General features: G+C 46.0%; 22 protein-coding genes. 12 read left to right on the top strand and 10 right to left on the bottom strand.

Features of this window, described 5'->3' with window-relative positions; translation table 11 throughout:
- Positions 1 to 2 precede the first annotated feature (2 nt).
- The 3 genes from ACFPIB_RS11530 to ACFPIB_RS11520 all read left to right on the top strand — a co-directional run bounded on the left by ACFPIB_RS11530 (position 3) and on the right by ACFPIB_RS11520 (position 2942).
- Positions 3 to 1346 (top strand): ABC transporter permease, encoded by a 1344-nt coding sequence (locus ACFPIB_RS11530; RefSeq protein WP_378017612.1) that lies wholly within the window; start codon positions 3 to 5, stop codon positions 1344 to 1346.
- A 101-nt stretch (positions 1347 to 1447) separates the two neighbouring features.
- Entirely contained in the window at positions 1448 to 2419 is a 972-nt protein-coding gene (locus ACFPIB_RS11525; protein WP_378017611.1) for an ABC transporter permease, read from the top strand.
- Positions 2420 to 2708: 289 nt separating this feature from the next.
- Positions 2709 to 2942, top strand: a complete 234-nt coding sequence (locus tag ACFPIB_RS11520; RefSeq protein ID WP_378017610.1) for a hypothetical protein — start codon at positions 2709 to 2711, stop codon at positions 2940 to 2942.
- Positions 2943 to 3039: 97 nt separating this feature from the next.
- On the opposite strand, the gene ACFPIB_RS11515 is transcribed toward ACFPIB_RS11520, so the two are convergent.
- The gene (locus ACFPIB_RS11515) at positions 3040 to 3426 is read right to left on the bottom strand and encodes a T9SS type A sorting domain-containing protein (RefSeq protein ID WP_378017609.1); all 387 of its coding nucleotides are present in this window, start codon (positions 3424 to 3426) and stop codon (positions 3040 to 3042) included.
- A 161-nt stretch (positions 3427 to 3587) separates the two neighbouring features.
- Between ACFPIB_RS11515 and ACFPIB_RS11510 the strand changes: the two genes are divergently transcribed.
- From ACFPIB_RS11510 to ACFPIB_RS11500, 3 genes are all read left to right on the top strand, one after another.
- Positions 3588 to 4697: an NAD(P)/FAD-dependent oxidoreductase gene (locus tag ACFPIB_RS11510; protein ID WP_378017608.1), complete on the top strand. Its 1110-nt coding sequence runs from the start codon at positions 3588 to 3590 to the stop codon at positions 4695 to 4697.
- 381 nt (positions 4698 to 5078) lie between these two features.
- Entirely contained in the window at positions 5079 to 6191 is a 1113-nt protein-coding gene (locus ACFPIB_RS11505; RefSeq protein ID WP_378017607.1) for a type III polyketide synthase, read from the top strand.
- Entirely contained in the window at positions 6184 to 6888 is a 705-nt protein-coding gene (locus tag ACFPIB_RS11500; RefSeq protein ID WP_378017606.1) for a methyltransferase domain-containing protein, read from the top strand. The genes ACFPIB_RS11505 and ACFPIB_RS11500 overlap by 8 nt, the downstream gene beginning before the upstream one ends.
- A 26-nt stretch (positions 6889 to 6914) precedes the next feature.
- On the opposite strand, the gene ACFPIB_RS11495 is transcribed toward ACFPIB_RS11500, so the two are convergent.
- On the bottom strand, positions 6915 to 8372 hold the full coding sequence (locus ACFPIB_RS11495) for a hypothetical protein (protein ID WP_378017605.1): 1458 nt from the start codon (positions 8370 to 8372) through the stop codon (positions 6915 to 6917).
- A 262-nt stretch (positions 8373 to 8634) separates the two neighbouring features.
- Between ACFPIB_RS11495 and ACFPIB_RS11490 the strand changes: the two genes are divergently transcribed.
- A complete protein-coding gene (locus ACFPIB_RS11490) occupies positions 8635 to 9291 on the top strand; it encodes a porin family protein (RefSeq protein WP_378017604.1) in 657 nt (218 codons plus the stop codon).
- A gap of 165 nt (positions 9292 to 9456) precedes the next feature.
- Here ACFPIB_RS11490 and ACFPIB_RS11485 read toward each other — a convergent pair whose 3' ends face one another.
- From ACFPIB_RS11485 to ACFPIB_RS11475, 3 genes are all read right to left on the bottom strand, one after another.
- The gene (locus tag ACFPIB_RS11485) at positions 9457 to 10011 is read right to left on the bottom strand and encodes a type 1 glutamine amidotransferase domain-containing protein (RefSeq protein ID WP_378017603.1); all 555 of its coding nucleotides are present in this window, start codon (positions 10009 to 10011) and stop codon (positions 9457 to 9459) included.
- Positions 10012 to 10134: 123 nt separating this feature from the next.
- The gene (locus ACFPIB_RS11480) at positions 10135 to 10647 is read right to left on the bottom strand and encodes an acyl-CoA thioesterase (RefSeq protein WP_378017602.1); all 513 of its coding nucleotides are present in this window, start codon (positions 10645 to 10647) and stop codon (positions 10135 to 10137) included.
- A gap of 181 nt (positions 10648 to 10828) precedes the next feature.
- Positions 10829 to 11188, bottom strand: a complete 360-nt coding sequence (locus tag ACFPIB_RS11475) for a hypothetical protein (protein WP_378017601.1) — start codon at positions 11186 to 11188, stop codon at positions 10829 to 10831.
- Between the two features lie 299 nt (positions 11189 to 11487).
- On the opposite strand from ACFPIB_RS11475, the gene ACFPIB_RS11470 reads away from it, so the two are divergent.
- From ACFPIB_RS11470 to ACFPIB_RS11455, 4 genes are all read left to right on the top strand, one after another.
- Positions 11488 to 12108: a C40 family peptidase gene (locus ACFPIB_RS11470; protein WP_378017600.1), complete on the top strand. Its 621-nt coding sequence runs from the start codon at positions 11488 to 11490 to the stop codon at positions 12106 to 12108.
- A 283-nt stretch (positions 12109 to 12391) separates the two neighbouring features.
- Positions 12392 to 13114, top strand: coding sequence for a YkvA family protein (locus tag ACFPIB_RS11465; RefSeq protein WP_378017599.1), 723 nt, complete (start codon positions 12392 to 12394; stop codon positions 13112 to 13114).
- A gap of 208 nt (positions 13115 to 13322) precedes the next feature.
- On the top strand, positions 13323 to 14060 hold the full coding sequence (locus ACFPIB_RS11460) for a M48 family metallopeptidase (protein ID WP_378017598.1): 738 nt from the start codon (positions 13323 to 13325) through the stop codon (positions 14058 to 14060).
- Positions 14061 to 14212: 152 nt separating this feature from the next.
- Positions 14213 to 15676 carry a T9SS type B sorting domain-containing protein gene (locus tag ACFPIB_RS11455; protein WP_378017597.1) on the top strand — a complete coding sequence of 488 codons (1464 nt, stop codon included), beginning with the start codon at positions 14213 to 14215 and terminating at the stop codon, positions 15674 to 15676.
- Positions 15677 to 16455: 779 nt separating this feature from the next.
- Here the strand turns inward: ACFPIB_RS11455 and ACFPIB_RS11450 are convergent.
- The 5 genes from ACFPIB_RS11450 to ACFPIB_RS11430 form a co-directional block, all read right to left on the bottom strand.
- A complete protein-coding gene (locus ACFPIB_RS11450) occupies positions 16456 to 16722 on the bottom strand; it encodes an acyl carrier protein (RefSeq protein WP_378017596.1) in 267 nt (88 codons plus the stop codon).
- 2 nt (positions 16723 to 16724) lie between these two features.
- Positions 16725 to 20159 (bottom strand): efflux RND transporter permease subunit, encoded by a 3435-nt coding sequence (locus ACFPIB_RS11445; RefSeq protein ID WP_378017595.1) that lies wholly within the window; start codon positions 20157 to 20159, stop codon positions 16725 to 16727.
- A gap of 189 nt (positions 20160 to 20348) precedes the next feature.
- Positions 20349 to 21482, bottom strand: a complete 1134-nt coding sequence (locus tag ACFPIB_RS11440) for an efflux RND transporter periplasmic adaptor subunit (protein ID WP_378017594.1) — start codon at positions 21480 to 21482, stop codon at positions 20349 to 20351.
- Positions 21483 to 21535: 53 nt separating this feature from the next.
- A complete protein-coding gene (locus ACFPIB_RS11435; RefSeq protein ID WP_378017593.1) occupies positions 21536 to 22888 on the bottom strand; it encodes a TolC family protein in 1353 nt (450 codons plus the stop codon).
- Between the two features lie 13 nt (positions 22889 to 22901).
- Positions 22902 to 23618: a TetR/AcrR family transcriptional regulator gene (locus tag ACFPIB_RS11430; protein WP_378017592.1), complete on the bottom strand. Its 717-nt coding sequence runs from the start codon at positions 23616 to 23618 to the stop codon at positions 22902 to 22904.
- 520 nt (positions 23619 to 24138) lie between these two features.
- On the opposite strand from ACFPIB_RS11430, the gene pheS reads away from it, so the two are divergent.
- Positions 24139 to 25164 (top strand): phenylalanine--tRNA ligase subunit alpha, encoded by a 1026-nt coding sequence (gene pheS, locus ACFPIB_RS11425; protein ID WP_378017591.1) that lies wholly within the window; start codon positions 24139 to 24141, stop codon positions 25162 to 25164.
- Positions 25165 to 25185: the final 21 nt, after the last annotated feature.

Here is a 25185-nt window from a genome sequence, read left to right as displayed (position 1 = left end):
ACATGCTTAAAAAAGCCGGAAAACGTTTGTTGATCCTGTTGCCGGCTATCTGGCTGCTGGCTTCGGTGGTTTTTCTGTTGAGCAAAAGTATTCCCGGTTCGGCCTCAGAAATGCAGTTTGAGCAGGCCGCCGAAAGCGCGAACAGCAGCGCCAAAGCCGAAGCCCGGCAACGCGCTTACCGCCAGTTATTGCACCGCACCGGCGAAGATCTGCCGCTTTTTTACTTTCGCATAGGCACCGCCGCCGAACCCGATACACTGCACAAAATATTCCTGGCTAATCACCGCGCTGCCTTAAAAAACCTGGTATTCACCTATGGTAACTGGCCGGAAATTTCGGATTATTATCTGGCGCTTCAGCAATTTGAAAAAACAATTTCCGGGCCTGATCTTCCGCAGGAAACCAAACGGAAAAATTTAAAACTTACACGACAACTTTTAGCAACCTCCGCACCGGCAAAGGCAAATAAAATACTTTTGGAGTTCCAAAAAACGCTATGCTTTTCGGGTGAAAAAGTGCTTTGCAAAGATTTAGAAAACCTGCGGGCGAGTTTTGAAAAAGTAGTTGCGCATCAGCATTCTGCATTAAATTATCAGCCAACGTTTTTCTGGTACGGCACCCAAAACCAATATCATCGGTGGTTTGGAAATCTGCTACGCGGCGACCTGGGTTTTTCAAACCGCGACATGCGCCCCGTTTCTGAAATTATTGCCGAAGCGTTTGCTATTACCATCTGGCTGGCGCTGGCAACTTTTGTATTGGTGGCAATTTCGGGGCCTGCGATCGCTATGGTATTGAGCCGGAAAAGTATGGAGAGCAGTCGCGGTGCGGTTTTAGGTTTTCTTTATGCCCTGGAAAGTATTCCGCTTTTTATTATGGCGCTGGTTTTCTTGTCGGTAGCGGGCTATCTGGGTTGGTTTGGAAATTATCCGGAAGAAACGGGGATGGTGCTGGCAATTGCTGTTTTGGTACTGGTAAATCTGCCTTATTTCACGAGTCAGGCCTTTGTAGCGTTGCAAAGCGAGCTCCGCGAAAATTACGTGCTCACAGCTAAAGCCAAAGGTTTGTCCGAAAATAACGTGTTGCTGCGGCATGCTTTCCGGAATAGTTTGCTGCCGCTCATTACTTTGCTGGCCGATTTTTTCCCGGTATTGCTGGCGGGCACCGTAGTTTTAGAAGTTATTTTTTCGTTGCCAGGCATGGGGCGTTTGCTGGTCAGTTCCGTGCTGGCGCGCGATTACCATGTAATTGCCGGTCTGGTATTATTAACTGGTTTGCTGAAAATGCTTTCACATTTATTGGCCGATCTTTTTTATAACGTTGCTGATCCGCGGTTGCGGGCTTAAATCTGAAGAACTGAATGATCTGGCAGCGCTTAAAAAATGAATGGAAACGAACATGGGCTTTTAAACTCGCAACGGTTTTTCTGCTGCTTTTACTCGTTTGTATGCTTTTTGCACCGCTTTTGTCGGCCGGTTTTCACCCCAATTTCCTCGATCTTTCCCAAACCTATCAGGCGCCATTTTCCTTCAGTTCGCATTGGCTCGGCACCGACCAATTGGGGCGCGATGTGTGGGCAAATTTGCTGTATGGCAGCCGCACGGCTTTTTTAGTCGCTTTACCGGTTATGTCGCTGGCTTTGGTTTTAGGCACGGGTTTGGGAATGGCGGCCGCCTGGTTTGGTAATAAACGTTTGCATTTTAGCCTGGCTTCCGGAATTAGTTTTGTTTTGTGGCTTTTTGCGATTTGGTTCTACGTTTTTTACCGCTCGGGTTTTTCTTCCGAAGCCAATGAAAATGCCACCGGCTTGTTCTCGCGTTTGGTTTGGCTGGTTGTCATTTCGACGTTAGCAATTGTTCTAAAACGGCTGCTAAAAACGGTATCCTTTTTGGCTAAAAAAGTGCCTTTGCCGCTCGATGAACTGCTTTTGAAACTCATAGAAGTGTTAGCCTCGGTTCCCCGGTTAATTCTGGTGCTGAGTTTTGCCGCTTTACTTTCACCGGGAATTGCAAATGTGCTTTTATTGCTGAGTCTTACATACTGGATTGGTCCGGCCCGGTTGGCTCGCGCCGAAACCCTGAAAATTAAACACTTGCCTTTTATAGAGGCGGCTCAGGCGAGTGGCTTAACCGTTTGGCGAATATTAAGCCGACACGTTTTGCCGAATGCAGCTGCGCCTTTGGTTACGGCTTTCTGTTTTGGTTTAAGCGGGCTTTTAGGTCTGGAAGCAACTTTGTCTTTTCTCGGAATCGGTTTGCCGCCCGAAACACCAAGTCTGGGCAGAATGCTGGCTGGCGCGCGCCTGAATACTGAGGCCTGGTGGCTGGTTTTATTTCCGGCTGTGCTTTTGTGCCTTACCATTTTAGCTGTTCAAACCATTGGTCAGGCATTTAGAAGGGCGCTGGAAGTTAAAAAGTAAAATGTGTTAGCGTTGCTTTTGTATATTATTTCGCGCCAGTTTGTATTTAGTTTGTGAGCTGTTTCTAATGTTTGTATTTTGCTTAAATGCTGATATTTAGATGGTTGTGTTGTTTATGCGCAATTTTGTATACTCATTGCATACCGTTTTTATCTGAGTTTTTTGCTGTTACGTTGATAGTAGTATTGTCCTGTTTTTGTGAAACTTGCGGAGTTAATATTGTAGCATTATTGAAGTGTATTCCAGCACCACGATATATACAAAACATTCTCACCCAAATTTTACCAAAATGGAAAGTGTACAGATCCAAGGTCCGAATATCTTGAAAATGTTATTCGGAGGCATTAGCAAAACTCCTGCTGCTGATTTTAAAACAGTAGTCTGCACCACCGACGGCGACCTTATAAGCCAGGGTGCAATGGATGCCGCAGTAAGAAATGGCAAGGGTGTTATGATCGGTGGTTTTTTTGTCGGTTCAACGCACACTTCCGACCTCGACTTTGGATATTCTCTTTCAATCTGATGTAGCAATTATTTTAATATCTCACCCTTTAAAATTGTTACCTTTCTGCGAAAAAAAAGCCCTCGGAAATTTCCGGGGGCTTTTTTATTGGCGTTCATTATTTCAGCACAATTTTTCGGATCTCACTATAATCTTCTGCATCGAGCTTAATGTAGTATAAACCATTGGCCTGCTTGCTCAGGTCAATGCTTTTGTTCACGCGGCCGTCCACCGTAGGCAGAATTTCCTGATACACCACTGTGCCAATTACGTTCACTACCGAAAGGGTAGTCCGTTTGCCGTTAAAACCCGTAAGCGAAAGATTCACAATTCCGGTTGTTGGGTTTGGGTACACAGTCAGGTTTTTGTCATCGCTCTCCTGCACCCGGCCGACCTCAATACTTCTTTTAAGCTTGGTGGCGGCCGGCGGTTCCGTGGGTTTTACCTGGGCCCAACCATGGCTCATAAGCATAAAAGAAAACAAAACGAGTAAGTTTTTTTTCATAGATAATAAATTAATAGATTGGTAAGAATTAGTTTAACATTATAATAAACGGCCTTTCAGGGTTGTGGTTATTGTATTCTGAATAGATTCTGGTTCTGTATAGGGTATTATGGCTTTAATTTAATTGTACTTAAATAAGATAGCTGAAAAGTGCGAAATATATGGGTCAGGTAATCGTTATTGGCGGTGGATTGGCGGGCTTAAGCAGCGCTATTTTGCTGGCGCAAGCTGGCATTGTGGTAACGCTTATCGAGAAAAAAAACTACCCGTTTCACCGTGTTTGCGGCGAATATATTTCCAACGAAGTTCTTCCGTTTTTAGAAACTTTAGGAGCCGATATTGCTGCCTTAAAACCTGCCCGCATCAACCAGTTTCAACTTAGTTCGCCTTCCGGAAAAATGCTGAAAGCGCAACTTAGTCTGGGTGGCTTTGGCGTCAGTCGGTTTGTTTTAGATCATTACTTATACCAATTAGCGCAGCAGCAAGGCGTAACATTTAAATTGCAAACCAGCGTAGAAACGGTAGCGTTTTCAGACGAAAAATTCACGGTTACGCTTTCCGACGGTTCTGTTTTGCAAAGTGAAATGGTAGCCGGCGCTTTTGGAAAACGCAGCAATTTAGACCGCCAGCTGAACCGACCTTTTTTCGCCGCGCGTTCGCCTTATCTGGCCATAAAATATCATCTCAAAACCGATCTGCCTAAAAACGTAATTGCGCTGCATAACTTCCAGGACGGTTACGCCGGCATTTCTGCCATAGAAAACGACCGCTATTGTTTCTGCTATTTAACCACCCGTCAGAACCTGAAAATGCACAAAACGGTAGCTAAAATGGAGGAAAAAGTGCTGTGCCGGAATCCGCATCTGCAAAAGATCTTCCGCGAAAGTGAATTTCTGTACGAGCAACCCGAAGTGATAAATGAAATTTCTTTTGCCCCGAAATCTGCCGTAGTAGATCATGTGCTTTGCGCCGGCGATGCTGCCGGACTAATTACGCCACTTTGCGGCAACGGCATGGCCATGGCTTTTCATTCCGGAAAGATCATGGCCGAAGAAATTATCGCCTATTTTCAGCATCGAAGCCGTAGCCTTTTAGAAACGAACTACACCAAAGCCTGGCAAAACCAATTCGATACAAGATTGCGGGTCGGGCGTGCCGTACAGCAACTTTTCGGTAAAAAAATACTCTCCGAAATTGCCGTGGGCGCTTTGCAGAAAATACCTTTTGCCGTGCAACTCATCATAAAAAACACCCACGGTAAACCGTTTTGAATTTCGTTGTTCGTTGTTCGTTGTTCGTTGTTCGTTGTTCGTTGTTCGTTGTTCGTTGTTCGTTGTTCGTTGTTCGTTGTTCGTTGTTCGTTCAATTTTTGGGTTTACAAGTTACAGTGCCATTTCCAACTATTCACTAATCAATAATCATTAATCACTACAAGCTATCTCATAAATATACCTGTCATCCTGAACTTTAGTGAAGGACCTCGTTGGCGGCCAGTAGCAAAGATTTCCGCAATCCGCCGACGAGTTGTTTCGCTAACGCTCAACATGACAAACTCATTTATGAGATAGCTTCTAATCACTAAATAAAAATTATCTTTTGGAAAACGGCTGCGGCGAAAAACAAAAAGCGGTCGAATTACTTATAAGACTTCGATGAAAAGCTATATCTGTGCCATTGGCACTGCCAATCCCGCGCATAAAATTCCGCAAATGCAGATCGCCGGTTTCATGGCTAATGCCCTGCAATTCGATGCGGCCGATACCCGCAAACTGAACGCCCTTTACCGCATTTCCGGCATCGAAAATCGGTATACCGTGCTGGAAGATTACAGCCGCGCGAATGGTGAGTTTCAGTTTTTTCCGAATTCCGCCGGGCTCGAACCATTTCCGGTCATCAGCAAACGCATGCAGGCGTATCGGGAGCACGCTTTACCGCTTTCACTGGAGGCTGTGCGCAACTGTTTCGAACAAATTCAGGAAACCGATCCGCGCAGTAAAATCACGCACCTCATTACCGTTAGCTGCACGGGTATGTATGCGCCCGGCCTCGATATTGAACTGGTAGAAGCACTGGAATTGCCTTCGCATACAGAACGGACTTCGGTGAATTTTATGGGTTGCTATGCCGCTTTCAACGCTTTAAAACTCGCCGATAATATTTGCAAAGCCAATGCGAAAGCCAACGTTTTAGTGGTTTGTACGGAACTTTGTACGCTGCATTTTCAGAAATCTACAGAACACGATCACTTGGTTTCCAATGCGCTTTTCGGCGATGGTGCGGCAGCGGTTTGGCTCAGCAACCAGGCGCAGCCCGGTTTTAACCTGGAGCTCGAAGCGTTTCATTGTGAACTCGTTCCTTCCGGCAAAAAAGACATGGCCTGGCACATCGGCGATTTCGGCTTTGAAATGACCCTATCTGCTTACATTCCGGAACTTATAAAGAAAGGTATAAAACAGTTTGCGGAAAGAATACTGGAAAAAATGGCTCTGCAACCCGAAGCAATTAACTGGTTTGCCATTCACCCCGGCGGCCGCAAAATTCTGGAAGCCATTGAAAACGAACTTGGCATTTCTAAAGAAGATAACCGGTTTGCGTACCAGGTGCTGCGCGAATTCGGGAATATGAGTTCGGTAACGGTATTGTTTGTGCTGCAAAAACTCATAGCCGAACTGAAGCCGGAAAACCACGGCGAGCACGTACTCAGTTTTGCTTTCGGCCCGGGCCTTACCATGGAAGCCATGTTGCTTAAAATCTGCTATGTTTAAAAAACGTTCGGAAGAAGCTGAATTGATGGATGACCTGCAGCTGAGCAACGAAGCACTGCGGCAAAACCTCGACGAACTTGAAACCATTAATACCTGGCTGGGCGGCTACAATGTGGTTTTAAAAACGCTAGCCTTTCTGCAACCAAAACTCGAAAAATTGCCGCGCCCCATAACGGTTGCCGATTTAGGTTGCGGCGGCGGCGATACGTTGCGGCAAATGGCTCAATGGTTCCGGAAGCAAAACCTTGAAGTAAGTTTAAATGGCGTCGATGCAAACAAATTTATGTTGGAATACGCAGCTCCCAAAGCACAGCCTTTCCACGAAATTACGTTTCAGCAACAAGATATTTTTTCCGAAGAATTTAAGCGGCAGCGCTACGATATACTGGTTTGCAGTTTATTCTGCCACCATTTTCCGGATTACCTTTTGGTGCAGCTTTTAGAACAAATTTATGCGCAGGCTAACGTCGCCGTTATCATCAACGATCTGCACCGCCACCCGCTTGCTTATTACAGTATAAAAGGTTTAACGCAGGTTTTTTCGAAGTCTTATTTAGTGAAAAACGACGCACCGCTTTCTGTTTTAAGGGCTTTCCGAAGAAAGGAATTAGAAGTTATTTTAGCCGCCGCCGGTATTAAAAATTACCGCTTGAAATGGCAATGGGCGTTTCGCTGGCAACTGGTTCTAATAAAATGAGTTTTCCGGCTGAAAAGTATAGCGTTTTACTCCGGCCTTTTATACAAGATCATTTTCACCTGCCCTTTTTTCCAGCTTTTCACCACGTTCCATTGTGTTCGTAATTCCTCCAGTTCTTTATCTGTAAAACCATTAAAAATATTCGAATACAGCACGAATGTATTGTTTTCCAGATTTTTGCCTTGAAAGTGGCGGGTATCATTGTTCAGGTCAGTAACGCTGCCGGGAGCCAGGTTCGGATAATCGCTGCCAACAGTTTCTAAGGGAATATTTTTTACGTCCAGAAATGCGATGGCTTCGCGGCGCAGTTCGAAATAAGGCTTGTGCGCGAGGGTAGCATCCCAGCCTTTGGCAACGGAATCGGGGTAGATCCAGAAATGGCCGGTGAGCAAACCTAGGAGCATAAAACCGTAGGTAATTCTTCGGAAAAACCGGTTAGGAACGTGCGTTAGTAAATAGTAAACCGGTAAAGCCAGCAACAGAAAAACTACCAGGTAATACCGGTGCCCGATCGGGTTGGTATAAGGCAGAAAAACCAGGCTGAATAAAAAAAACGGTATGGAAACCAGCGTAAAAAGTCGAAGTATTTCCGGTGGAAATTGAAGACGTTTGCGAACGTAATAAAGTAGTGTGAGCAGCAAACCAAAGCCAATGAATAACCGGCCAAAATCAACCAGTCGCCAGGTAATTAACACTGCGTTGCGCAGCATCCCTTTCAGGCCGGCAAATTGCGCCAGCGTGCCCCACTCCGAATCGGGGTTGTAGCCGATCCACCCGAAATGCCGGAAATGTAAAATCTGCCAGATAATTACGAGTAAACCGGCCGGTACGTAAGTCATAAAAAGTCCTGCAAAATGCTTCAGCGTGCGGTTTTCTTTCTTCTCAAATATAAACAAACAGGTATCGGTCAGGAAAAGCGCAAACGCAGCAATGGTGCCCCTTGGGCTCAGTAAACCCAGAAAAATAAGGCTGAAGATCAGAAGCAGACGGCGTTTTTCGAGGATTCTATTCAGGCTGAAAAGGTAGAAGAAAACGAGTAAAACGTCGGGCGCAACTTGTGTGCATTGTGCTAAAAGGGTAGGGTCCGCGAGTAAAAGTAGTGCCGCCCAACTAGCAATATTTTCCGGTAGAAACTTCCGGCATAGTTGTAAAATCTGGCGCACAATTCCTAAAGCAAAAGGCAGGATCAGTAAATGGCTTACGAGTAAATTTTTGCCGAAAATTTTCCAGAGAAAAGCCAGCAACATTCCGAAAAGCGGCGGATAACCGGCTATGTTTTCGGGCACGAAAAGCGTACTGAAATTGCTGTCGAAATACCATTGTCCGTAGCGCGAAGCAAGCAAAATACTGTCCCAGAAAAAGCCGTTGTTTACCGATAAGATCACCAGCAGCGCATAACCAAAATACAGCAATCCCGGCAGGGTTCGTGCTGCCCAATGCTGCTTTTTTTCTGCTGAAACGGGAGTGTGAATGATTGCAGGCATGGAATTATTTTAATAAAACGCTGGCAATATTTCGGGAAAAGCTAATAAGCAAGGGGCAAGATTTAAGCATATTCCGGCAGTATAATTCAGGCTGATAACGTAGCAGCGGCTAAAATACGCATTTACATTGAACCAGGCTCGTTTTAAGTTAAACAGGGGTTATAGCAGGGTGAAACATTATTAGGGGGCGGAAGTATAAGAGGCAAAAGAACCTTGAATTTTGGTTACGAAACAACAACGCACTAATTACCAGAATAAATCTATGAAAAAAATCTTCTTACTATTCGCGGGCCTTTCTTTAAGTATTTGTACCATGGCTCAGAATACCAACGTTACAACCCGTTTGCCCCAAAATCACAACCTGGAAGGCGGCGGCGGAGATGTCGATAATTCGGGCTTCGGTATTAAAGGCGGCGTGAATTTTAACCAGCTGCGCGGCGGCGATAAAGACAATATCACGAATCTGAAAAACCTGACTACCTGGCACGCGGGTATTTACGGACAATTCCCGCTAGCCGGTTCCAGAGTGGTTTCCATTCAGCCCGAAATTTTGTTTAACCGCCGGGCTTTCGAAGCGCAGGATACCGTAGAGATGAAAATGGATTTCCTTGAAGTTCCGTTCCTATTCGTGTTTAACGTGCTCGATAATGTCAGCCTTCACATTGGCCCGCAAGCCGGCGTATTGTTAACGGTTCAGGAGAACGAACGTGAACTCGGCGAATCTACCAAGGAGCGGATGAATAATTTTGTTTACGGAGCTGTAGGGGGCGTGGAAGGCCGTATCAGCTTTGCCCGCATAGGCGCCCGTTACCACTTAGGCCTGAACGATATTTATAAAGAGCCAAGCACCATTGCCGGCAAAACGGTTCAGGACCTGAAAAACGGCCAGTTCCAGGTGTATGTAGGCGTAGGATTTTAGCAAACTAAAACTGTGAAAAAGCAAAAAGGAAGCTTCTGCAAAGAAGCTTCCTTTTTTTGTGGGCTGTGTACTGAAAACGCTATGCTTTCCACCTTAAAAACTAAAAAGCCCGGCATTGCTGCCAGGCTTTCTTATAAAAAACGGTACCGTTTTCGGCTCAAAAACTCAGCGATTATGGCGGCCTTCGGAAAATTCCTCGATCATCTTTTTATTGAACGCCGGAATATCGTCGGGTTTGCGGCTGGTTACTAAACCGTTGTCTACTACCACTTCTTCATCTACCCAGTTGGCGCCGGCATTTTTCAGGTCGGTTTTAATGCTTTCGTAGCTCGTCATTTTTTTGCCTTGCACCATACCGGTTTCCACCAGCGTCCACGGGCCGTGGCAAATAGCGGCTACCGGTTTCTTTTCGCGCATAAAAGCGGCCGCAAAATCTACCGCATCAGGGTTCATGCGCAGTTTATCGGGATTCATTACGCCGCCCGGCAGCAGCAAACCATCGTAATCCTGGGGTTGGGCATCGGCCAGTTTTACGTCTACTTTTACCTTGTCGCCCCAATCGGTGTGGTTCCAGCCTTTAATTTCGCCATCTTTCGGGGAAACTATGTGCGTGGTGGCACCTGCGTCTTCCAGCGCTTTTCGTGGGTCAAACAATTCTACCTGTTCAAAACCATCGGTAGCCAAAATGGCAATTTTCTTTCCTTCCAGTTTTTTGCTCATAATCTATAGCGTTTTATTTTTTTGTTTCGGGAAGGTTAATAAACGCATGGAAAGGAATTGGGTTAATAAAAAACGCACCGGCTTTTGCGAGGCGGTGCGTTCTGCTGTTTTTAGAGCAAAAAATTAATCGGTTTCTTTCAGTTGCTTGCTCAGGCGTTTAATGCGTTCCTGAAAACCATCCGGATCGAAAGAAATTTCATCGTCATCAAGTTCTTCCAGCAGGTCCATAATATCGTCGGAATGGTCGGTTGGTCTGCCGGTTTCTATGCCAATATAGCGGTACGTGGTCCAGAGCACAGATTTCAGTTTCGAGCGGTTTTCGTTCAGCATCACGCTTTCCACCACAATAGTAGAATTATCGAAATGAATGATGCGCGTTTGAATATGCACGGTTTCGCCGTGGTCGGCCGGACGAATGTAGGCGATCTGATGATTGGTAACGACCCAGGCCGTGCGGTGCTGTTTCAGCAATTGCATCAGGTTCAGGGCATAATATTTTAAAGTCTGTTCCTCGCGGGCGTTCAGAAAAATATCGAGGTAGCGTACGTTATTCAAATGCCCCAGCGGGTCGCAATCCTGAAACCGGATCACGTAAATGCTTTCGGGGTTTTTCGGCAGCGTTTGGTTGGTTTCCATTTTTTTACAGAAAAGGTGGTGCGCAAAGGTAAGGTTTTCCGGTGGCAAATTTGTTGTAGAGACGTTGCACTGCAACGTCTGCCAGTAGCAACATCACGCCTGCCAGATTCAATATCGCTTTTTGGAATTATTGTTCAGGTTGTGGTTTAAAACGTTGCGTTGCAATGTTTCTACGATTCATTTAACTCTTTTCCGGTTTATGTTTTTCCGAATCATGCACGGCCAGTCCGGCATTTTCGCGGCCTACGCGGCGGGCTTCGGCTTCAAATTTATTGTTGTAATATCCGTTCCGGCAGCTTTCAATTAAATATTTGCCCAGGAAACCTGCCAGGCCATGATCTTTATATTGCTGCACGTGGCAAAGCTCGTGTTCCACCCAATAGCGGTCTTTCAGAAAATCTTCTTTTTTTACGCCGCTCAGGTGAATTTGCCGGCCTAAAACCATGGCAACGTTCGGGGTTTTGAGCACCCAGCGGGCAATGCGCGCCAGCCATGAATGCTCTACAATGCGGGCGCCGGCTAACTGTATTTTGTGGTGCATAAAGTTTTGTTAAATTGGTTAAATCCTGTTTTTAATTGTACTGAAATTGGCGGAGAGAGTTTTGGATTTAATTGTTTAAAACAGCATTTAAAACAGAATAATGCCTTGGCGGGCAGCTAATTATTTGGTGGTTTGGAAAATCGTGTTTAATTTTACCCTAATGCCGGAGAACAATCATCTGGAAAATTGCTTTCTCTGGCCGTATTCGCAGGTTTCAAACCTCGGAAAAGTAATAAATAATAAACAAAACCGTTGGGCAGCAAAGCCCGAAACGGCATGTTTCACCTAAAAAGCTGAGAATGAAAAATATAATTTTGAGTTGTTTCGCGGTTGTAGCGCTGGGCCTTTCTTATTTTTATGAAGTAAAGCCCGCCGAAGCAAATCCCGAAACTCAGAATTTCACTTTCGAAAACGCTTCGCTGATTCCTTTTGCACCGGACGGCAACCATAACACCAACCCTTTCGAAAAAGCGGCCAATACGCTTACCTACAAAGATTCCCTTTTCTATAAATATTATTCCCAGAATTTCGCCGTAAAACTGGAGTACAACGAAGATAAGGAGCTGCTCGAAACTGTGAACGAATGGATCGGGACGCCTTATCGCAGCGGTTCCGCTTCTAAAAGAGGCACCGATTGCTCCGGATTTGTTACTTCCATTTATAAAGAAGTTTACGGCATAAATTTAAGCCGCAGTTCCCGCTCCATGTTTCAGGATGTGAAGCGCATAAAAAAAGACAGCGTGCAGACCGGCGATTTGGTTTTCTTCCGTCGTTCGCCCAAACAACCTATTTACCACGTAGGCATTTACCTGAAAAACGGCAAATTCGTGCATTCAGCTACCAACGGCGGCGTAATGATCAGCTCCCTGAAACAGGCATATTACCAGCGCAATTATTATGCGGCCGGCCGCGTAAATTAAATTTAGAAAACGCTATGGCTTTCCGGTATAAAAGTCCGGCTTGTTGCAGCAACAGGCCGGACTTTTTTGTTTCAGCTTAAACATAAAATTTTGCTAATATTTAGAAGAAGCTGCTTACTTTTACAAAACTATTTCTACAGGAAACAGTATATGAACAAGCACTGAAACCGGGTAAACACGCGGCGGAAATATTCTATTCAAGCAGGCTGTTTTTTGCAGCTTACATTTTCGGGCGTAGCCAGGCCATTCAGCTGTTCCGTTTATATACAAATTCAACCAGAACATGGAAAACCACGCAAACCAACAACAAGGCAAAACTGTTGCTTCTACTCCCTTATTTAAAGGTATTCTGAACCGCGCAGAAGGTTATTTGAAACAACCGATCCGGATTAAGCAATTACTCAACGACGCCTATAAAAAAGCCAGCGAGAAAAAAGATTTCGGCACCATTGCCCACGAGGTTTGGGAAAACCTGCAAATGCTTGGCCGCATGATCAAAGCCTCAGTAGCCGGCGATTACCACGGCGTGCCTACTTCTACGTTGGTTGGCGGCGTGGCGGTATTTCTGTATTTTCTTACGCCCATAGATTTTGTGCCCGATTTTATTCCGGTAGTAGGTTTACTCGACGATGTAAGTTTGTTGGCCTGGTTCATGACGAGCATTAAAGAAGAAATAAACAAGTTTGCCGACTGGGAAGCCGCCGGCAGCATTTCACACAACGTTTCCGGTTCCGGCAAAGCCCTTGCAGCTACGGCCACCGGTTCAGAAGCAGAAACCAAAACGGCTACTAAAAAGAAAACGGAAACGAAATCTGCCGAAGCTGAAGTAAAACACATTCCTGCCAAAAAGAACCCCATAGAAGAGCACCCAACCGAAGAGCACGCTACCAAACGTGCCGCGGCCTCAGGTTCCGGCGAACCGAATGTTCGCGCTTCTACCACTGACAGCACCCGCATTCCGAGCAAAAACCACGACGATTCTACAGCCGGCGGCAACGTACGGTAATTCAGATAAAAATTCGCTTTCAGAAGCCGGCTCCGTAAAAAGAGCCGGTTTTTTTGTGCCCGAAACCAATAAAAAACGCTATGGTTTCAGCACGAAAAAGTCGTGAATAGTTTAAATTTCATTTCTCCGGTCCCAACTACAAACTTCAAACAACCAATAACTAACCACTAAAAGCCGTATCTTTGCAGCCGGAAAGTTTAGAATTGTTGTGGCCGTTTCACCTGTATTAAAATCTGTTCAGTTGCACATAGAAGGCGTAGGCGCGGTGTTGCTCGAAAAAACACCGAAGGCCCGCTACATGCGCATCAGCATCCGTCCGGAAAAAGGAATCCGCGTTTCCTTGCCTTTGCGTGGCAGTTTCGATAAGGCCGAGGCTTTTGTGCATGAAAAACTCGACTGGATAAAACACCACCAGCAGAAAATTGCGCAGCAGGAAAACCGCCAGACCATTTTTACCGAAGAAACTGTTTTTCGTACTTTTTCCCACGAACTGAAGCTGGTTCCTACGGAAAAACCAGACGTAAAGGCTCGCCTGCACAACGGTTTTTTAGAGATCAGTTATCCCGCTTACCGGCCGGTTACGGAAGCTTCTTTGCAGCAAACCATCCGACATGCCATAGAAGAAACTTACCGCCACGAAGCCAAAGTTTTTCTGCCGCAAAGGGTAGCGTTTTTCGCCGCAAAATTCGGTTTGAAATTCGGGAAAGTAACCGTAAAAAAAGCCAGTTCGCGGTGGGGCAGCTGCTCGCATACAAATAATATTAATCTGAACCTGCATTTAATGCGCCTGCCGGAACGCCTTCGCGATTATGTTATTTTGCACGAACTGGCGCACATTACCCAGAAGAACCACGGCCCGCATTTCTGGGCTTTGCTCGAAAGTATGTGCCCAAGCTCCAGGCAGTTAGATAACGAAATGAAAACATATCGCATTGGTATTTTTTGAAATATTAGCCTTACCTTTGTGATGTTATTCATAAAGCTCTTTGTATGCCTGCTGTAAACTTATGTGCTGTCTTCGTAAAACTGCGCCGATTTCCGGAGGAATATTCTGTTAAAGCATCTACTTCTATTCTATAAGCAAATTTTTACTCTACTATGTTTTTCCGTGCTAAAATTACGCGCGCTTCGTCGCTGCTGAAGTTCATTTGCGCTTTTGTGTTTGCCTTCGCGGTAAGCCAGGCCCAGGCGCAGACCGATAACCTGATGATCGTAAAATACGTGGACTGGAATTCCGGTTCCGGCGTAGGCGTGGTGATCTGGAATCCGACTCCGAACGTGGTAAACCTGAGCAACTACGAGCTGCGCATTTATGGTAACGGCAGCAACACTGCAACAACTACTTCGCCGCTTTTAGGCACGTTGCAGCCCTGCGGCACTATTCTGGTAGGTAACGACGAATACATTAATACCAATTGCCGCAATACAGCCAGCATTGCCAATTTTACTTCTTTCGGTCCGGGTGTTAACGGCAACGATATTGTAGTGCTGGCGCAAACCAACGGGCAAATTGTAGATGCTATTGGCAGAATTGGTTACGATGCCGGTAATAATAACAGCCAGAAAGTAGCCAATACAAACGATGCCTTATATCAGCATACGCTGGAAAGAACTCCTGGCAATACGGCGCGTTACTCTTTAACTTCAGGCCAGTATAATCCGAACATTACCAACGCCGCCAATATCTGGCCGAACAACAAGACCACCAACGTTACCGGCTGGGTTGTTTCCAACGCAAACTGCATTACCAACAACTGGGCTTCAGCAACTGCTACCGCCGATGCCGGTCCGGATCTTACGCTGGCCTGTAAAACTATGACTCCTATTACGCTGACTGGTGCAACTGCAACCGGAAACAACGTAACCGTGCAGTGGAGCGGCGGAAAAGGCACATTCAGCAATCCGAATTCCCTGATTACTATTTATACACCAAGCCCGCAGGATCATTCTGGCATTAAGCTTACGTTGCGTGCCACCAGCGGCTGCCGCCAGGTTACCGATTCGCGCATGATCTTTAACGGCGACTCTACCCAGCACTTTTTAGGCCTTTCTTATTTGCCTCAGAACCCGGTAGCCGGCGATACCGTTATTTTTACGCTGCAAACCCAAACCCCAGCCCCGGTTATTTTTGGCAAATTCTATTTCGGTGATGGTTCGCCTATAGTAACTGGCAGATTGCAGGTGAAACACGTTTACCTGACAACAGGCACCTTCGATGTAAAAGTAGCCACAGAAAATAGCCTGGGTTGCCCACTCGATACCTTAACGGCCCGCGTGACTGTAGTTGAAAAACCAGTACCGGTAGAAGTTAAGATCCCGAATATTATTACGCCGAACAACGATAAACTGAACGATACCTTTAAGCCACAGCTACCGCCAACTACCACTTACGAACTCAAAATTTACAACCGTTGGGGCGTATTGGTATTCGAAAGCAACACTTTGGAAAAAGAGTGGGATGGTAAAAATGTTTCTGCCGGCGTTTATTTCGCGCACATGAAAGCAGTATTTGTTTCCGGCGAAAAACTCGAAAAAAAATTCCCGATCACCGTTATCAAGTAAAAAACGCTATCATTTTTGATACAGAAAGTCAGGTCGCTCCAGCAACCTGACTTTTTTGCTTTAAAACCCTACTGTTTTGTGCCAGGCGCTGGTAGGTAAAATAGAAAGCAATAGAGTTTTAACGCAATTTTGAATTGTCTGAATTGGGATTCGTCAGATTAGAGGATAGTCTGAACACGATTTTAAGGATTTTTGGGATGGTCAGGATTTTCTTTTGAAATAGGCTTCATTCTTTAATGTAAGCTGTACAGTAAATCAACCACCCCCAACCCCTCCTGTCCAGGCGAGGTGCTTTTTCTACCAATCTTCTACTTACACGCATATCTCCAGCGCAGCGTTGCCTGAAAACTACGTTATCAAGAAAGCTAAACTAAAGAGAAGCTGACTACGAAGGAAAATGATACCAGTTTCTGCGTGCGCGGCCTCCGCACTTTCCGGTTTCGTCAGAAAAGCCGCATGCGGCTAGGAAAGGGTGAGACGCGAACGCAGAAACGAAGCCGCCCGGCTTGAGGGAAAAAATTGCCGATGAAAGTTAAAAGTCAGATGTTTAGCAGGAAAGGTATTTCAAAACGCTATACTTTGTAGTGGAAAAACTGCTGCCCGCCGACAAGGTCCTTCAGAGCTACGCTCGCAATCTTCGCGCTCCCGCGCTCAATTGTGCTCAGGATGACAGAAATGGTAGGCTTTTCACGCCCAAAAACTCAATAGCAAACCAAATCACTTATAAAAAAAGCCTTCGAAATTAATCGAAGGCTTTTAAAAACAGAAAGCAAAACCTATTAGATCCAACTAAACCTGCGAGGCGTATGCGAAGAAACATACCGCACAAAATCTCCCACTGTGCTAAGCGGAACTTCATCCGGAATAGTGATCTGGAATTTCTTCTCAACTTCAAGAATAATATCCACCACATCCAGGTTATCGAAGCCAAAATCGCGGTTCAGGTTTGAATTTTCGCGCAAACGCGAAGATTTCAAGGCTTTGGTATTGCTGATGATCCGAATCACTTCCGAAGCGATCCGATCGGTTTTATGAGCTAGCATCATTTTTAAACAGTTAATTCTTTCACATTTACCGGCGTACCGTGCAAGTGTTTTCCTTCAATTTCAGAACGATTTTTATTGCCGGAAATTTTATTTTTCAGCTTCTCGTTCAATAAGTACATTACTGGAACAACCAATAAGGTAAGGAAGGTTGCAAAAGCCAGACCAAAAATGATCGTCCAGGCCAAAGGTCCCCAGAATACTGCACTTTCGCCACCCACGAACATGTGTGGGTCAAGTTCGCTGAACAAGGTAAAGAAGTTGATGTTCAAACCAATTGCCAGCGGAATAAGACCTAAAATCGCGGCTGTTGCGGTAAGAATTACCGGGTTCAGACGGGTTTTACCGCCCATCACGATCGCTTCTTTCAGTTCCAGGCCTTCGCTGCGCAGGTGGTCAGTAAATTCAACCAGCAGGATACCGTTTTTCACCACAATACCCGCCAGCGCAATAATACCGATACCCGTCATTACTACCGAAATATTCATGCCGAAGATTGAGAACCCTAAAAGCACTCCGATGATACTGAAAATGATTTCGGAAAGAATGATAACCGGCTTGGAAACGGAGTTGAACTGCGTAACCAGAATTAAGAAGATCAGGCCCAAAGAAGCCAATAAAGCCATTCCGAGGAAGTCGCCGGTTTCTTTCTGGTCTTCTTGCTCACCGCCCATTTTAATTTCGAAACCTTCCGGCGTATCGAATTTCTTCAGGGCTTTGTTGATGTTTCCAACCACTTCGTTTGCGTTGTAGCCGGCCAAAACGTTCGAACCAATAGTAATTACGCGCTTCAGGTTTTTCCGCTGAATACCACCATACGTGGTATTGTATTCAATTTTTGCTACCGAAGAAATTGGTACTTGACGCACCTGGCCTGTATTCATATCGCGGAACGTAATGCGCATATCCATCAGCGCGTCGATGTTTTTGCGGTAAGGCTCGGCGTAACGGATCTGGATCGGGTATTCGTCTTCGTTGCGTTTGAATTTGCTGGCTTCTACGCCGTAGATCGCGGTCCGGAGCTCTGAACCAATCTGGGCAGTGCTCAAGCCTTCGCGGTTCGCACGTACCCGGTCAATAGAAACAGTAAGTTCCGGGTTGCTGTCTTCTAAATTCGAACGCAGATCTTCAATACCGGCAATCTGCAATGAATCGATGTAGCGCTCTACGCGGTTCGAAAGCTTGATCAATCCAGGATAATCTTCGCCGGAAACTTCGATGGAAATTGGCTTACCAACCGGTGGACCATTTTGCTCCTGCTCCACCACAATTTCCGCCCCTGGAATACCTTTCACGGCTTCGCGGATCTGGTTCAGATAGGTGCTGGTAGCCGGACCGGTACGGTACTGGAATTCCTTAAACGCCACGCTCACTTTACCTTTTTGCGATTCGGCCTGGATCGATGGCTGGCTTGGATCGCCGGCGCCAATCGCTACGTTGGAAATAATAGATTCTACGTCCGGGTTATCGGCACCCACCACTTTCGTAACGCGCCGCTCCACAATGCGGGTAATGGAATCGGTAGCGGTCTGGTCGGTACCAACCGGCAGCACGATGTAGGTATAAATAAAGTTCGGGTCGCCTTTCGGGAAGAAATCTACTTTAGGCGCGCGGATTGCGGTAATTACCACCGAAAGGATTAATAAAACTACCATACCGATCATTACAAAGATAGGGCGGTAACCTTTCAGCAATGAACGCAACACGCGCTCGTAACCATTCATCATGGCTGGCAAAACGCGGTTCTGGAAACCGTTGATCCACTTGGTAAACACGTATTTATTCAGTGCCACGAAAAGCATAATAAATACAGTCAGGTTGGCTAAACCGATCCAGCCGGACAGGTAGCAGATTCCGGCAAAAACGGCCAGCACGATCATGGAATACACAAACGTTTTGCGGGCTTTCACCGGGTTCGGATTTTCATCTTTACCCATAAAGCTTACTGCAAAGATCGGGTTGATCAGGAACGCTACCAGCAACGACGCCATCAGGGTTAAGATAAGCGTGATTGGCAAGTAGAACATGAATTCCCCGATAATGCCCGGCCAGAAAAGCAGTGGTACGAATGGCGCAACAGTAGTTAAAGTACCCGCTAAAACCGGCACGAATACTTCGCCGGCGGCCGCTTTCGTAGATTTAATAATGTTCCAGTGGTACTGGTGGTGAATGCGGTGTGTGTTCTCAATTACCACAATGGCATCGTCTACCACAATACCCAAAGCCAGCAGGAACGCGAAAAGCACGATCATGTTCAGGGAGAAGGAAGAATCGGTGATGCCACCCACAACCGGCATTAAGAAGAAAGCCAAGAACATGGATAATGGTACCGATAAACCCACAAAAAGTGCGTTGGTTGTACCCATAAAAAACATCAGGATGAACGTTACCAGCACGAAACCGATAATAATGGTACCGATCAGGTCATTCAGCGTGTGACGCGTTTGGTTCGATTGATCGCCGGTAATGGTAACTTTCAGATCTTTCGGAAGCTGGGAAGTTTCCATTTCCTTCACGATTGTGTTGATTTTATCCGACGCTTCGATCAGATTTTCGCCGGAACGCTTGATCACGTTCAGGGTAATTACCGGCTTGTTATCTAAACGGGCAAAGCTTTCGCGCTCTTTAAAACCATCTACCACTTCTGCAATTTCGCGCAACGGAATATTGCCGCCACCCGCTGACTTAATCACGATGTTGCCAATTTCATTCGGATCGGTGTACTGTCCAACCACGCGCACGGCCCGTTTCATTTCGCCTACGGTTACGGTACCGCCGGAAACTGTCATGTTTTCCATGGCAATGGCCTGCTGAATATCGCGGAAACTGATCTTGGCGGCCTGCATTTTATACATATCCACGTTGATCTGCACTTCCTGATCCAGGGCTCCTACAATGTCTACGCGGTTAATTTCCGGCAGACCTTCAATTTTATCCTGCAGGTCTTCGGCGTATTTCTTCAGTCTTTCCGCGCTGTAATTTCCCGAAAGGTTCACGTACATGATCGGCATTTCGGAGAAGCTGATCTCCTGCACCCGCGGTTCTTCCAAAAGGTCGGTTGGCAGTTCCGGACGGGCTTTATCTACCGCATCTTTGGTTTTCTGCTTCGCGTCGGCTACATCAACATCGGTGTTGAATTCCACTGTAATTAAAGTGAAATCCTGGTTTGAAGAAGACGTAACTTTCTTCACCCCGTTCAGCGCCTTGATCTCTTTCTCGATCGGGCGGGTTACAAGGTTCTCCATATCCGAAGGCGATGTTCCCGGATAAATGGCCGAAACCATCATGGTCGGAATTACGATATCAGGGAAGTTTTCTTTCTGGAGTTTATTATAGGTGAAAATACCGGCCAGCGAAATGATCACCGTCATCACGTATACCGACGTTTTATTATCGACGGCCCAGCTGGTAAGCCAGAATTCTTTTATTTTTTCTTTCATAAAGCTCTAAATAATAACTGATCTTACGCATTTCTGATTTGGTCCCCCTTTGGAGGGGGTAGGGGGAGGACAGGAGAATTATCAGGATTGTATTTAATCAGATAATGTACAAATCCTCCCCCTACCCCCTCCAAAGGGGGACTTTCTCTCTTGATTGCGTAATCTCAGATATTGATAATTAATTTCTAATTAAAATGAAACCGGCTGGCCTTCGTTCAGGCTTTGGTAACCGGAGCTTACTACTTTGTCGTTCTCCGAAATGCCGCTCAGGATCTCGATTTTATCTTTGTAGCTCTGGCCGGTAGTTACCGTGCGGCGAATGGCAATTTTCTTGTCGCCTTTTTCTTCCACCACATACACGTAGCTCGATTTTTCGTCTTTCTGGATCAGGTTAAGCGGCAAAACGGTAGCGCTTTCCTGTGAGTAATCGTTGATCTTCACTACGGCAATCATATTCGGGTTCAGCGAAATACCTTTAGTATCTTTCAGGCCTAACTCAATCGTGAAAGCACGGGAATTTGGGTTGATAGCTGTACCAACCACGCGCACCGTAGCCGGCACTTCCTTGTTCATATCCGGGAAGAAAACTACCGCTTCGTCGCCTTTTCTGATCTTGGCGGCATAAGCTTCAGAAACCTCGGCAACTACTTTGGTACCTGCAGGGTTTACTACGCGAATGATACCCACACCCGGCGCTACAGCTTCTCCGCTTTTCGGCAATACTTCGTCCACTAAACCACTGATAGGCGCTTTAATATTGTACTGATCGCGTTGTTCCTCCAGGGTTTTCAGTTTGCTTTCCAGGCTTTCTTTGTTGTTTTTAGCCGTTAAAAACTGAATTTCAGTACCAATTTTCTGATCCCAGAGATTTTTCTGCTTGTTGTATACCGTTCTGGCTAAATCTACGCTCGACTTCAGTTCAGCAATGTTTAGGTCTAAAACCGAAGCATCGATGGTAGCCAGGATCTGGCCTTTGGAAACCCGGTCGCCGCGGTTTACGCGCAGGCTGGTTAGCACGCCCGGTACTCTGGCGCTCACCATTACGTTCTGCTCGAAATCTACTTTGCCCTGCACTTCTAAATAGTGCTTGAAATTTTCCGGCTTTACCGTGATCACGCCAACCGGCACTGCTTTTTCAGTTAATTCAGCACCTTTGCCGGCAACTTTCAGTTCGCCTTCCAGTGTGGCAATTTTAGCTTCAATTTCTGCTTGTTCTTTTTTTAGTTTTTCCAGTTGGGCTGTTTTATCGCCGCCGCCATCGCTGTTGCAGGCAGTAAAGCTTACTAAAAGTGCCAGGGAAAGTATGGTAATTGGATTTTTCATTTTATAGGGAGTTGCGGTTTTACTTTTTTAAGTGTTTTAGATAGCGTTTTGAATTACTTCTGAACCAGTGTGCCGGTAGCTACATCCAGATCTACTTTCGCAATAAGCGCATCGAATAGAGCTGCGTAGTAATTGGTTTGGGCAGTACGAAGGTCGGTTTCGGCGTTCACTACTTCCAGGTTAGAACCTACACCTTCCTGAAATTTGATTTTGGCTACGCGGGCAATGTCTTCGGCCAGCGCCATGTTCTGCTTCTGCGATTCTAACTGCTGCAGTGCGTTGGTAAGATTCGTAGATGAAGAATTCAGTTGTAGGTCGATGCTCTGTTTGGTCAGGTTCAGGCCGTGGTTGGCATTTTCAAGGCGCAGTTTAGCTTGTTGGGTTTGGTAGCTTTTGCTTAAGCCATCGAAAACCGGGATCTGCAGGCCAATGCCCACATAACCAAAGCTCAACCAGTTATCCGGTTTGGTAACAGCACTGAACAGGTTGTTTGCCATATTGCCGCCATACCGGGCATTCAAAGCCAGGCTCGGGTAATAGCCGGCCTTTATATTGCGGATATCGAGGGTGGCCAGATCGCGTTGCGTTTCCAGGATAGCATATTCGATCCGGTTAGCGTAGTTGAAATCTTTAGTATTCACCTTGTTCATGTCCACTTCCACATTGTCCAGTTTATCGGTTAGCGTAATAGCTTCCTGCTGGTTCATTCCCATCTGGAATTTCAGCAACGTTTCGCTTAGCTCGATAAGGCGGTCTGTTTTCTGCTGTTCAATTTTCAGGTTATTGTAAGTAACTGTCAGGCGGTCAACGTCCAGTTTCTCTACAAAACCATTCTTATGCATTTCTTTGGTTTGCTTTAGCAAAGTATCCAGGCGGCTTAAGTTGGCATCCAGTAATTCGCGGCGGGCGTGACTTACCAAAACGGTATAATAAGCTTTGGTAACCTGCTCCGTAGTCTGGATCTCGGTTTGAACCAACTGCTTGGCCGAAAGTTGAGAATACGTAGAAGCTGCCTTTAAACCGATTAAGTAAGAACCATTAAATAACAGCTGGCTGGCGGAAATGGCAGCGCTACCGGTAAATTTCGGCGTAAACTCAACCGGAAGGAATTCACCGGCCGGGCCACCAAAAATTTCGGCAGGTAAAAAGGTGCTTTGCGGAATAAAGTTATTGCCAACTTCTGCGCCAATATTAACCTGCGGCAAACCAATAGCCCGGATCTCACCAATTTTAGCGTTGGCAATTTTAGTTTCGTTCTGGGCAATTTTAAGGCGTTCCTGGTTCTGGAGGGCGTAATCTACAGCTTGCTTCAGGCTAAAGGCTTGCGGGGTATTCTGGGCCTGGCTTGCCGAAACGTTGAACGCGCTCAACAAAACCAGCAGAAAAAGTTTACTTATAGTTTTCATAAATGTGCGGTTATTATTCTTCTTCGGTAACGTGTTTATATTTATTGATCAGTTTGTGGCCTTTAAGCGTGGCAATGCCCAGCATATAATGTTCCAGGCAGGCAACCTGCACGCGCTGCTGATTGAATTGCGAAGGCGGAAAAGTTTCATTGTTAAAAACGATCCCGATCTGGGCCAGGCGCAGGCGGCTTATTATTTCAACATCCAGGTCGGCGCGGTACAGGCTTTCTTTTATGCCGCGGTTCATGTTGTTGATTATTTTAGAAAGCAGGAAGCTGGATTTATGTTTTTCGATCAGCTGCCAGGTTTTCGGGTGAAATTTCTGGATATCGAAAATAACCGAGGGGTGTATGCCGCCGAACATTTGCCGCAGCATATCCATGGTCTGGAAAAGCTCGTCTATGGCATTGGCAGATTGCTCGGCAAAGCAATTGCAGCGTTCTTCGGTAACTTTCAGGTAGTTTTCAATGGCAGCAAATACAATCGCATCTTTGTTTTCATACCATTTGTAGATCGTTTTTTTAGAGATAGCCATTTCCTGCGCAATGTCATCCATCGAGACGCTGCGGATGCCGCGTTTCAGGAACATTTCGAAGGCTACAGCCAGAATTTTATCTTTTAATTCCATCCGTTTTTGTAATTCCGGCGCAAAACTATGGAAACGTTTTTGGTTTCGAAAGTTTCCATTCGAAATAATTTTACTAGCAGGCGCGTTTAGTCGAATTTCCATAAAAAAGCCTGTTTTGGTTCGGATAATCCTGTTTTTGCCGGCTGAAGTTTGCAAGCCGGAGCAGAATTTCAGCGATGCAAACTTCTTCATTGCGCCTTTTTTGTTCAAACTTATTCCGTTGAACGGTAGATTTGGCCGGTTGAAATGCGGGTAAAATTTTATGACCCTACGTTTTGTCTGAATCAGGATTTCGGGATTTTGGGATTTTCAGGATTTTGATCAGATAATGTGAGAAACCACCCCCCCCAACCCCTTCTGTCTAGGCGGAGAGTTTTTTACCTGCAGTAGGAACAGGGCTTGATCTGTCCGCGTGCATTCCAGCATAAAATCATTGCCATCACAAAAATTAAAAGAATCAAAGTTCAGACAAAAGGTCCTCCCCTGAATTTACCTTTTAAGAGCGAAAAAACGATATGCTTTCAGGCCGGAAAAGTCAGGGAAAGGAAGAACAGCTGAAATCGTTCTCAAATCACCAAATCTTCAAATTTACAAATCCTAAAATCCGTATCTTTGCAACCTTATGAAAGAGAAGATTGAACAGGTAGCGCAGGAAATCCGCGCTTTTGTAATAGAAAATCCCGCGCAGCTCGAAGAATTCCGGATCGCATACATGGGCCGTAAAGGTCATATTGCCGATCTGTTCGAAGGGATGAAAACGGTACCGAATGAGGAGAAAAAACTCGTTGGGCAGCAACTGAATGGTTTAAAGCAACTGGCGCAGCAGCGTTTCGACGAAGCCCAGGAACAATTGGCCGGTTCGCAACCTTCTTCCGAAAAACTGAACATCGATTTTACGCTTCCTCCGGTTCCAAACACGCTGGGCACCCGCCATCCGCTTTCTTTGGTGCGCGAAGAGATCATCCGCATTTTTGCCCGTATCGGGTTTAATGTTTCCGAAGGTCCGGAAATTGAAGACGACTGGCACAACTTTACGGCCTTGAACTTCCCGGAAAACCACCCGGCCCGCGAAATGCAGGACACCTTCTTTGTGCAGAAAAACCCCGATTATCTGTTGAGAACGCATACTTCTACAGTGCAGGTGCGCGTAATGGAAAACAACCAACCGCCCATCCGTACCATTATGCCGGGCCGCGTTTTCCGCAACGAAGCCATTTCGGCGCGCGCGCATTGCATGTTCCACCAGGTAGAAGGCATTTTTATAGATAAAGACGTAAGCTTCGCCGATCTGAAACAAACCATTTATCACTTCGCCAAAGAAATGTTCGGGGCGCATACGCAGATCCGTTTCCGGCCGTCGTTTTTCCCGTTCACGGAGCCAAGCGCCGAAGTAGATATTACCTGCCTCATTTGCAAAGGCGAAGGCTGCAACATCTGTAAACACAGCGGCTGGGTAGAAATTGGCGGTTGCGGCATGATCGATCCGGCGGTTATGGAAAGCTCTAAGATCGATCCGGATAAATTTTCTGGCTTTGCGTTTGGTATGGGCATTGAGCGCATTACCATGCTGAAATACCAGATCAAAGACCTGCGTTTATTTACCGAAAATGATGTGCGTTTCCTGCGTCAGTTCGAAAGCGTAGTTTAGTTTTTCGGCCTGAAACCATAG

It is taken from the genome of Adhaeribacter terreus (genome assembly GCF_042657365.1).
Classification (GTDB): domain Bacteria; phylum Bacteroidota; class Bacteroidia; order Cytophagales; family Hymenobacteraceae; genus Adhaeribacter_A; species Adhaeribacter_A terreus.
This window is presented reverse-complemented; position numbering and strand designations above follow the sequence as displayed.

What these genes read in the sequence shown, in the direction of transcription:
- ACFPIB_RS11505 (WP_378017607.1), top strand. Translation starts at nt 5,079, where the DNA reads ATGAAAAGCTATATCTGTGCCATTGGCACTGCCAATCCCGCGCATAAA.
- ACFPIB_RS11520 (WP_378017610.1), top strand. Translation starts at nt 2,709, where the DNA reads ATGGAAAGTGTACAGATCCAAGGTCCGAATATCTTGAAAATGTTATTC.
- ACFPIB_RS11430 (WP_378017592.1), bottom strand. Translation starts at nt 23,618, where the DNA reads ATGGAAATTCGACTAAACGCGCCTGCTAGTAAAATTATTTCGAATGGA.
- pheS (WP_378017591.1), top strand. Translation starts at nt 24,139, where the DNA reads ATGAAAGAGAAGATTGAACAGGTAGCGCAGGAAATCCGCGCTTTTGTA.
- ACFPIB_RS11495 (WP_378017605.1), bottom strand. Translation starts at nt 8,372, where the DNA reads ATGCCTGCAATCATTCACACTCCCGTTTCAGCAGAAAAAAAGCAGCAT.
- ACFPIB_RS11440 (WP_378017594.1), bottom strand. Translation starts at nt 21,482, where the DNA reads ATGAAAAATCCAATTACCATACTTTCCCTGGCACTTTTAGTAAGCTTT.
- ACFPIB_RS11435 (WP_378017593.1), bottom strand. Translation starts at nt 22,888, where the DNA reads ATGAAAACTATAAGTAAACTTTTTCTGCTGGTTTTGTTGAGCGCGTTC.
- ACFPIB_RS11465 (WP_378017599.1), top strand. Translation starts at nt 12,392, where the DNA reads ATGGAAAACCACGCAAACCAACAACAAGGCAAAACTGTTGCTTCTACT.
- ACFPIB_RS11500 (WP_378017606.1), top strand. Translation starts at nt 6,184, where the DNA reads ATGTTTAAAAAACGTTCGGAAGAAGCTGAATTGATGGATGACCTGCAG.
- ACFPIB_RS11445 (WP_378017595.1), bottom strand. Translation starts at nt 20,159, where the DNA reads ATGAAAGAAAAAATAAAAGAATTCTGGCTTACCAGCTGGGCCGTCGAT.
- ACFPIB_RS11455 (WP_378017597.1), top strand. Translation starts at nt 14,213, where the DNA reads ATGTTTTTCCGTGCTAAAATTACGCGCGCTTCGTCGCTGCTGAAGTTC.
- ACFPIB_RS11510 (WP_378017608.1), top strand. Translation starts at nt 3,588, where the DNA reads ATGGGTCAGGTAATCGTTATTGGCGGTGGATTGGCGGGCTTAAGCAGC.
- ACFPIB_RS11480 (WP_378017602.1), bottom strand. Translation starts at nt 10,647, where the DNA reads ATGGAAACCAACCAAACGCTGCCGAAAAACCCCGAAAGCATTTACGTG.
- ACFPIB_RS11470 (WP_378017600.1), top strand. Translation starts at nt 11,488, where the DNA reads ATGAAAAATATAATTTTGAGTTGTTTCGCGGTTGTAGCGCTGGGCCTT.
- ACFPIB_RS11450 (WP_378017596.1), bottom strand. Translation starts at nt 16,722, where the DNA reads ATGATGCTAGCTCATAAAACCGATCGGATCGCTTCGGAAGTGATTCGG.
- ACFPIB_RS11485 (WP_378017603.1), bottom strand. Translation starts at nt 10,011, where the DNA reads ATGAGCAAAAAACTGGAAGGAAAGAAAATTGCCATTTTGGCTACCGAT.
- ACFPIB_RS11515 (WP_378017609.1), bottom strand. Translation starts at nt 3,426, where the DNA reads ATGAAAAAAAACTTACTCGTTTTGTTTTCTTTTATGCTTATGAGCCAT.
- ACFPIB_RS11530 (WP_378017612.1), top strand. Translation starts at nt 3, where the DNA reads ATGCTTAAAAAAGCCGGAAAACGTTTGTTGATCCTGTTGCCGGCTATC.
- ACFPIB_RS11525 (WP_378017611.1), top strand. Translation starts at nt 1,448, where the DNA reads ATGCTTTTTGCACCGCTTTTGTCGGCCGGTTTTCACCCCAATTTCCTC.
- ACFPIB_RS11490 (WP_378017604.1), top strand. Translation starts at nt 8,635, where the DNA reads ATGAAAAAAATCTTCTTACTATTCGCGGGCCTTTCTTTAAGTATTTGT.
- ACFPIB_RS11475 (WP_378017601.1), bottom strand. Translation starts at nt 11,188, where the DNA reads ATGCACCACAAAATACAGTTAGCCGGCGCCCGCATTGTAGAGCATTCA.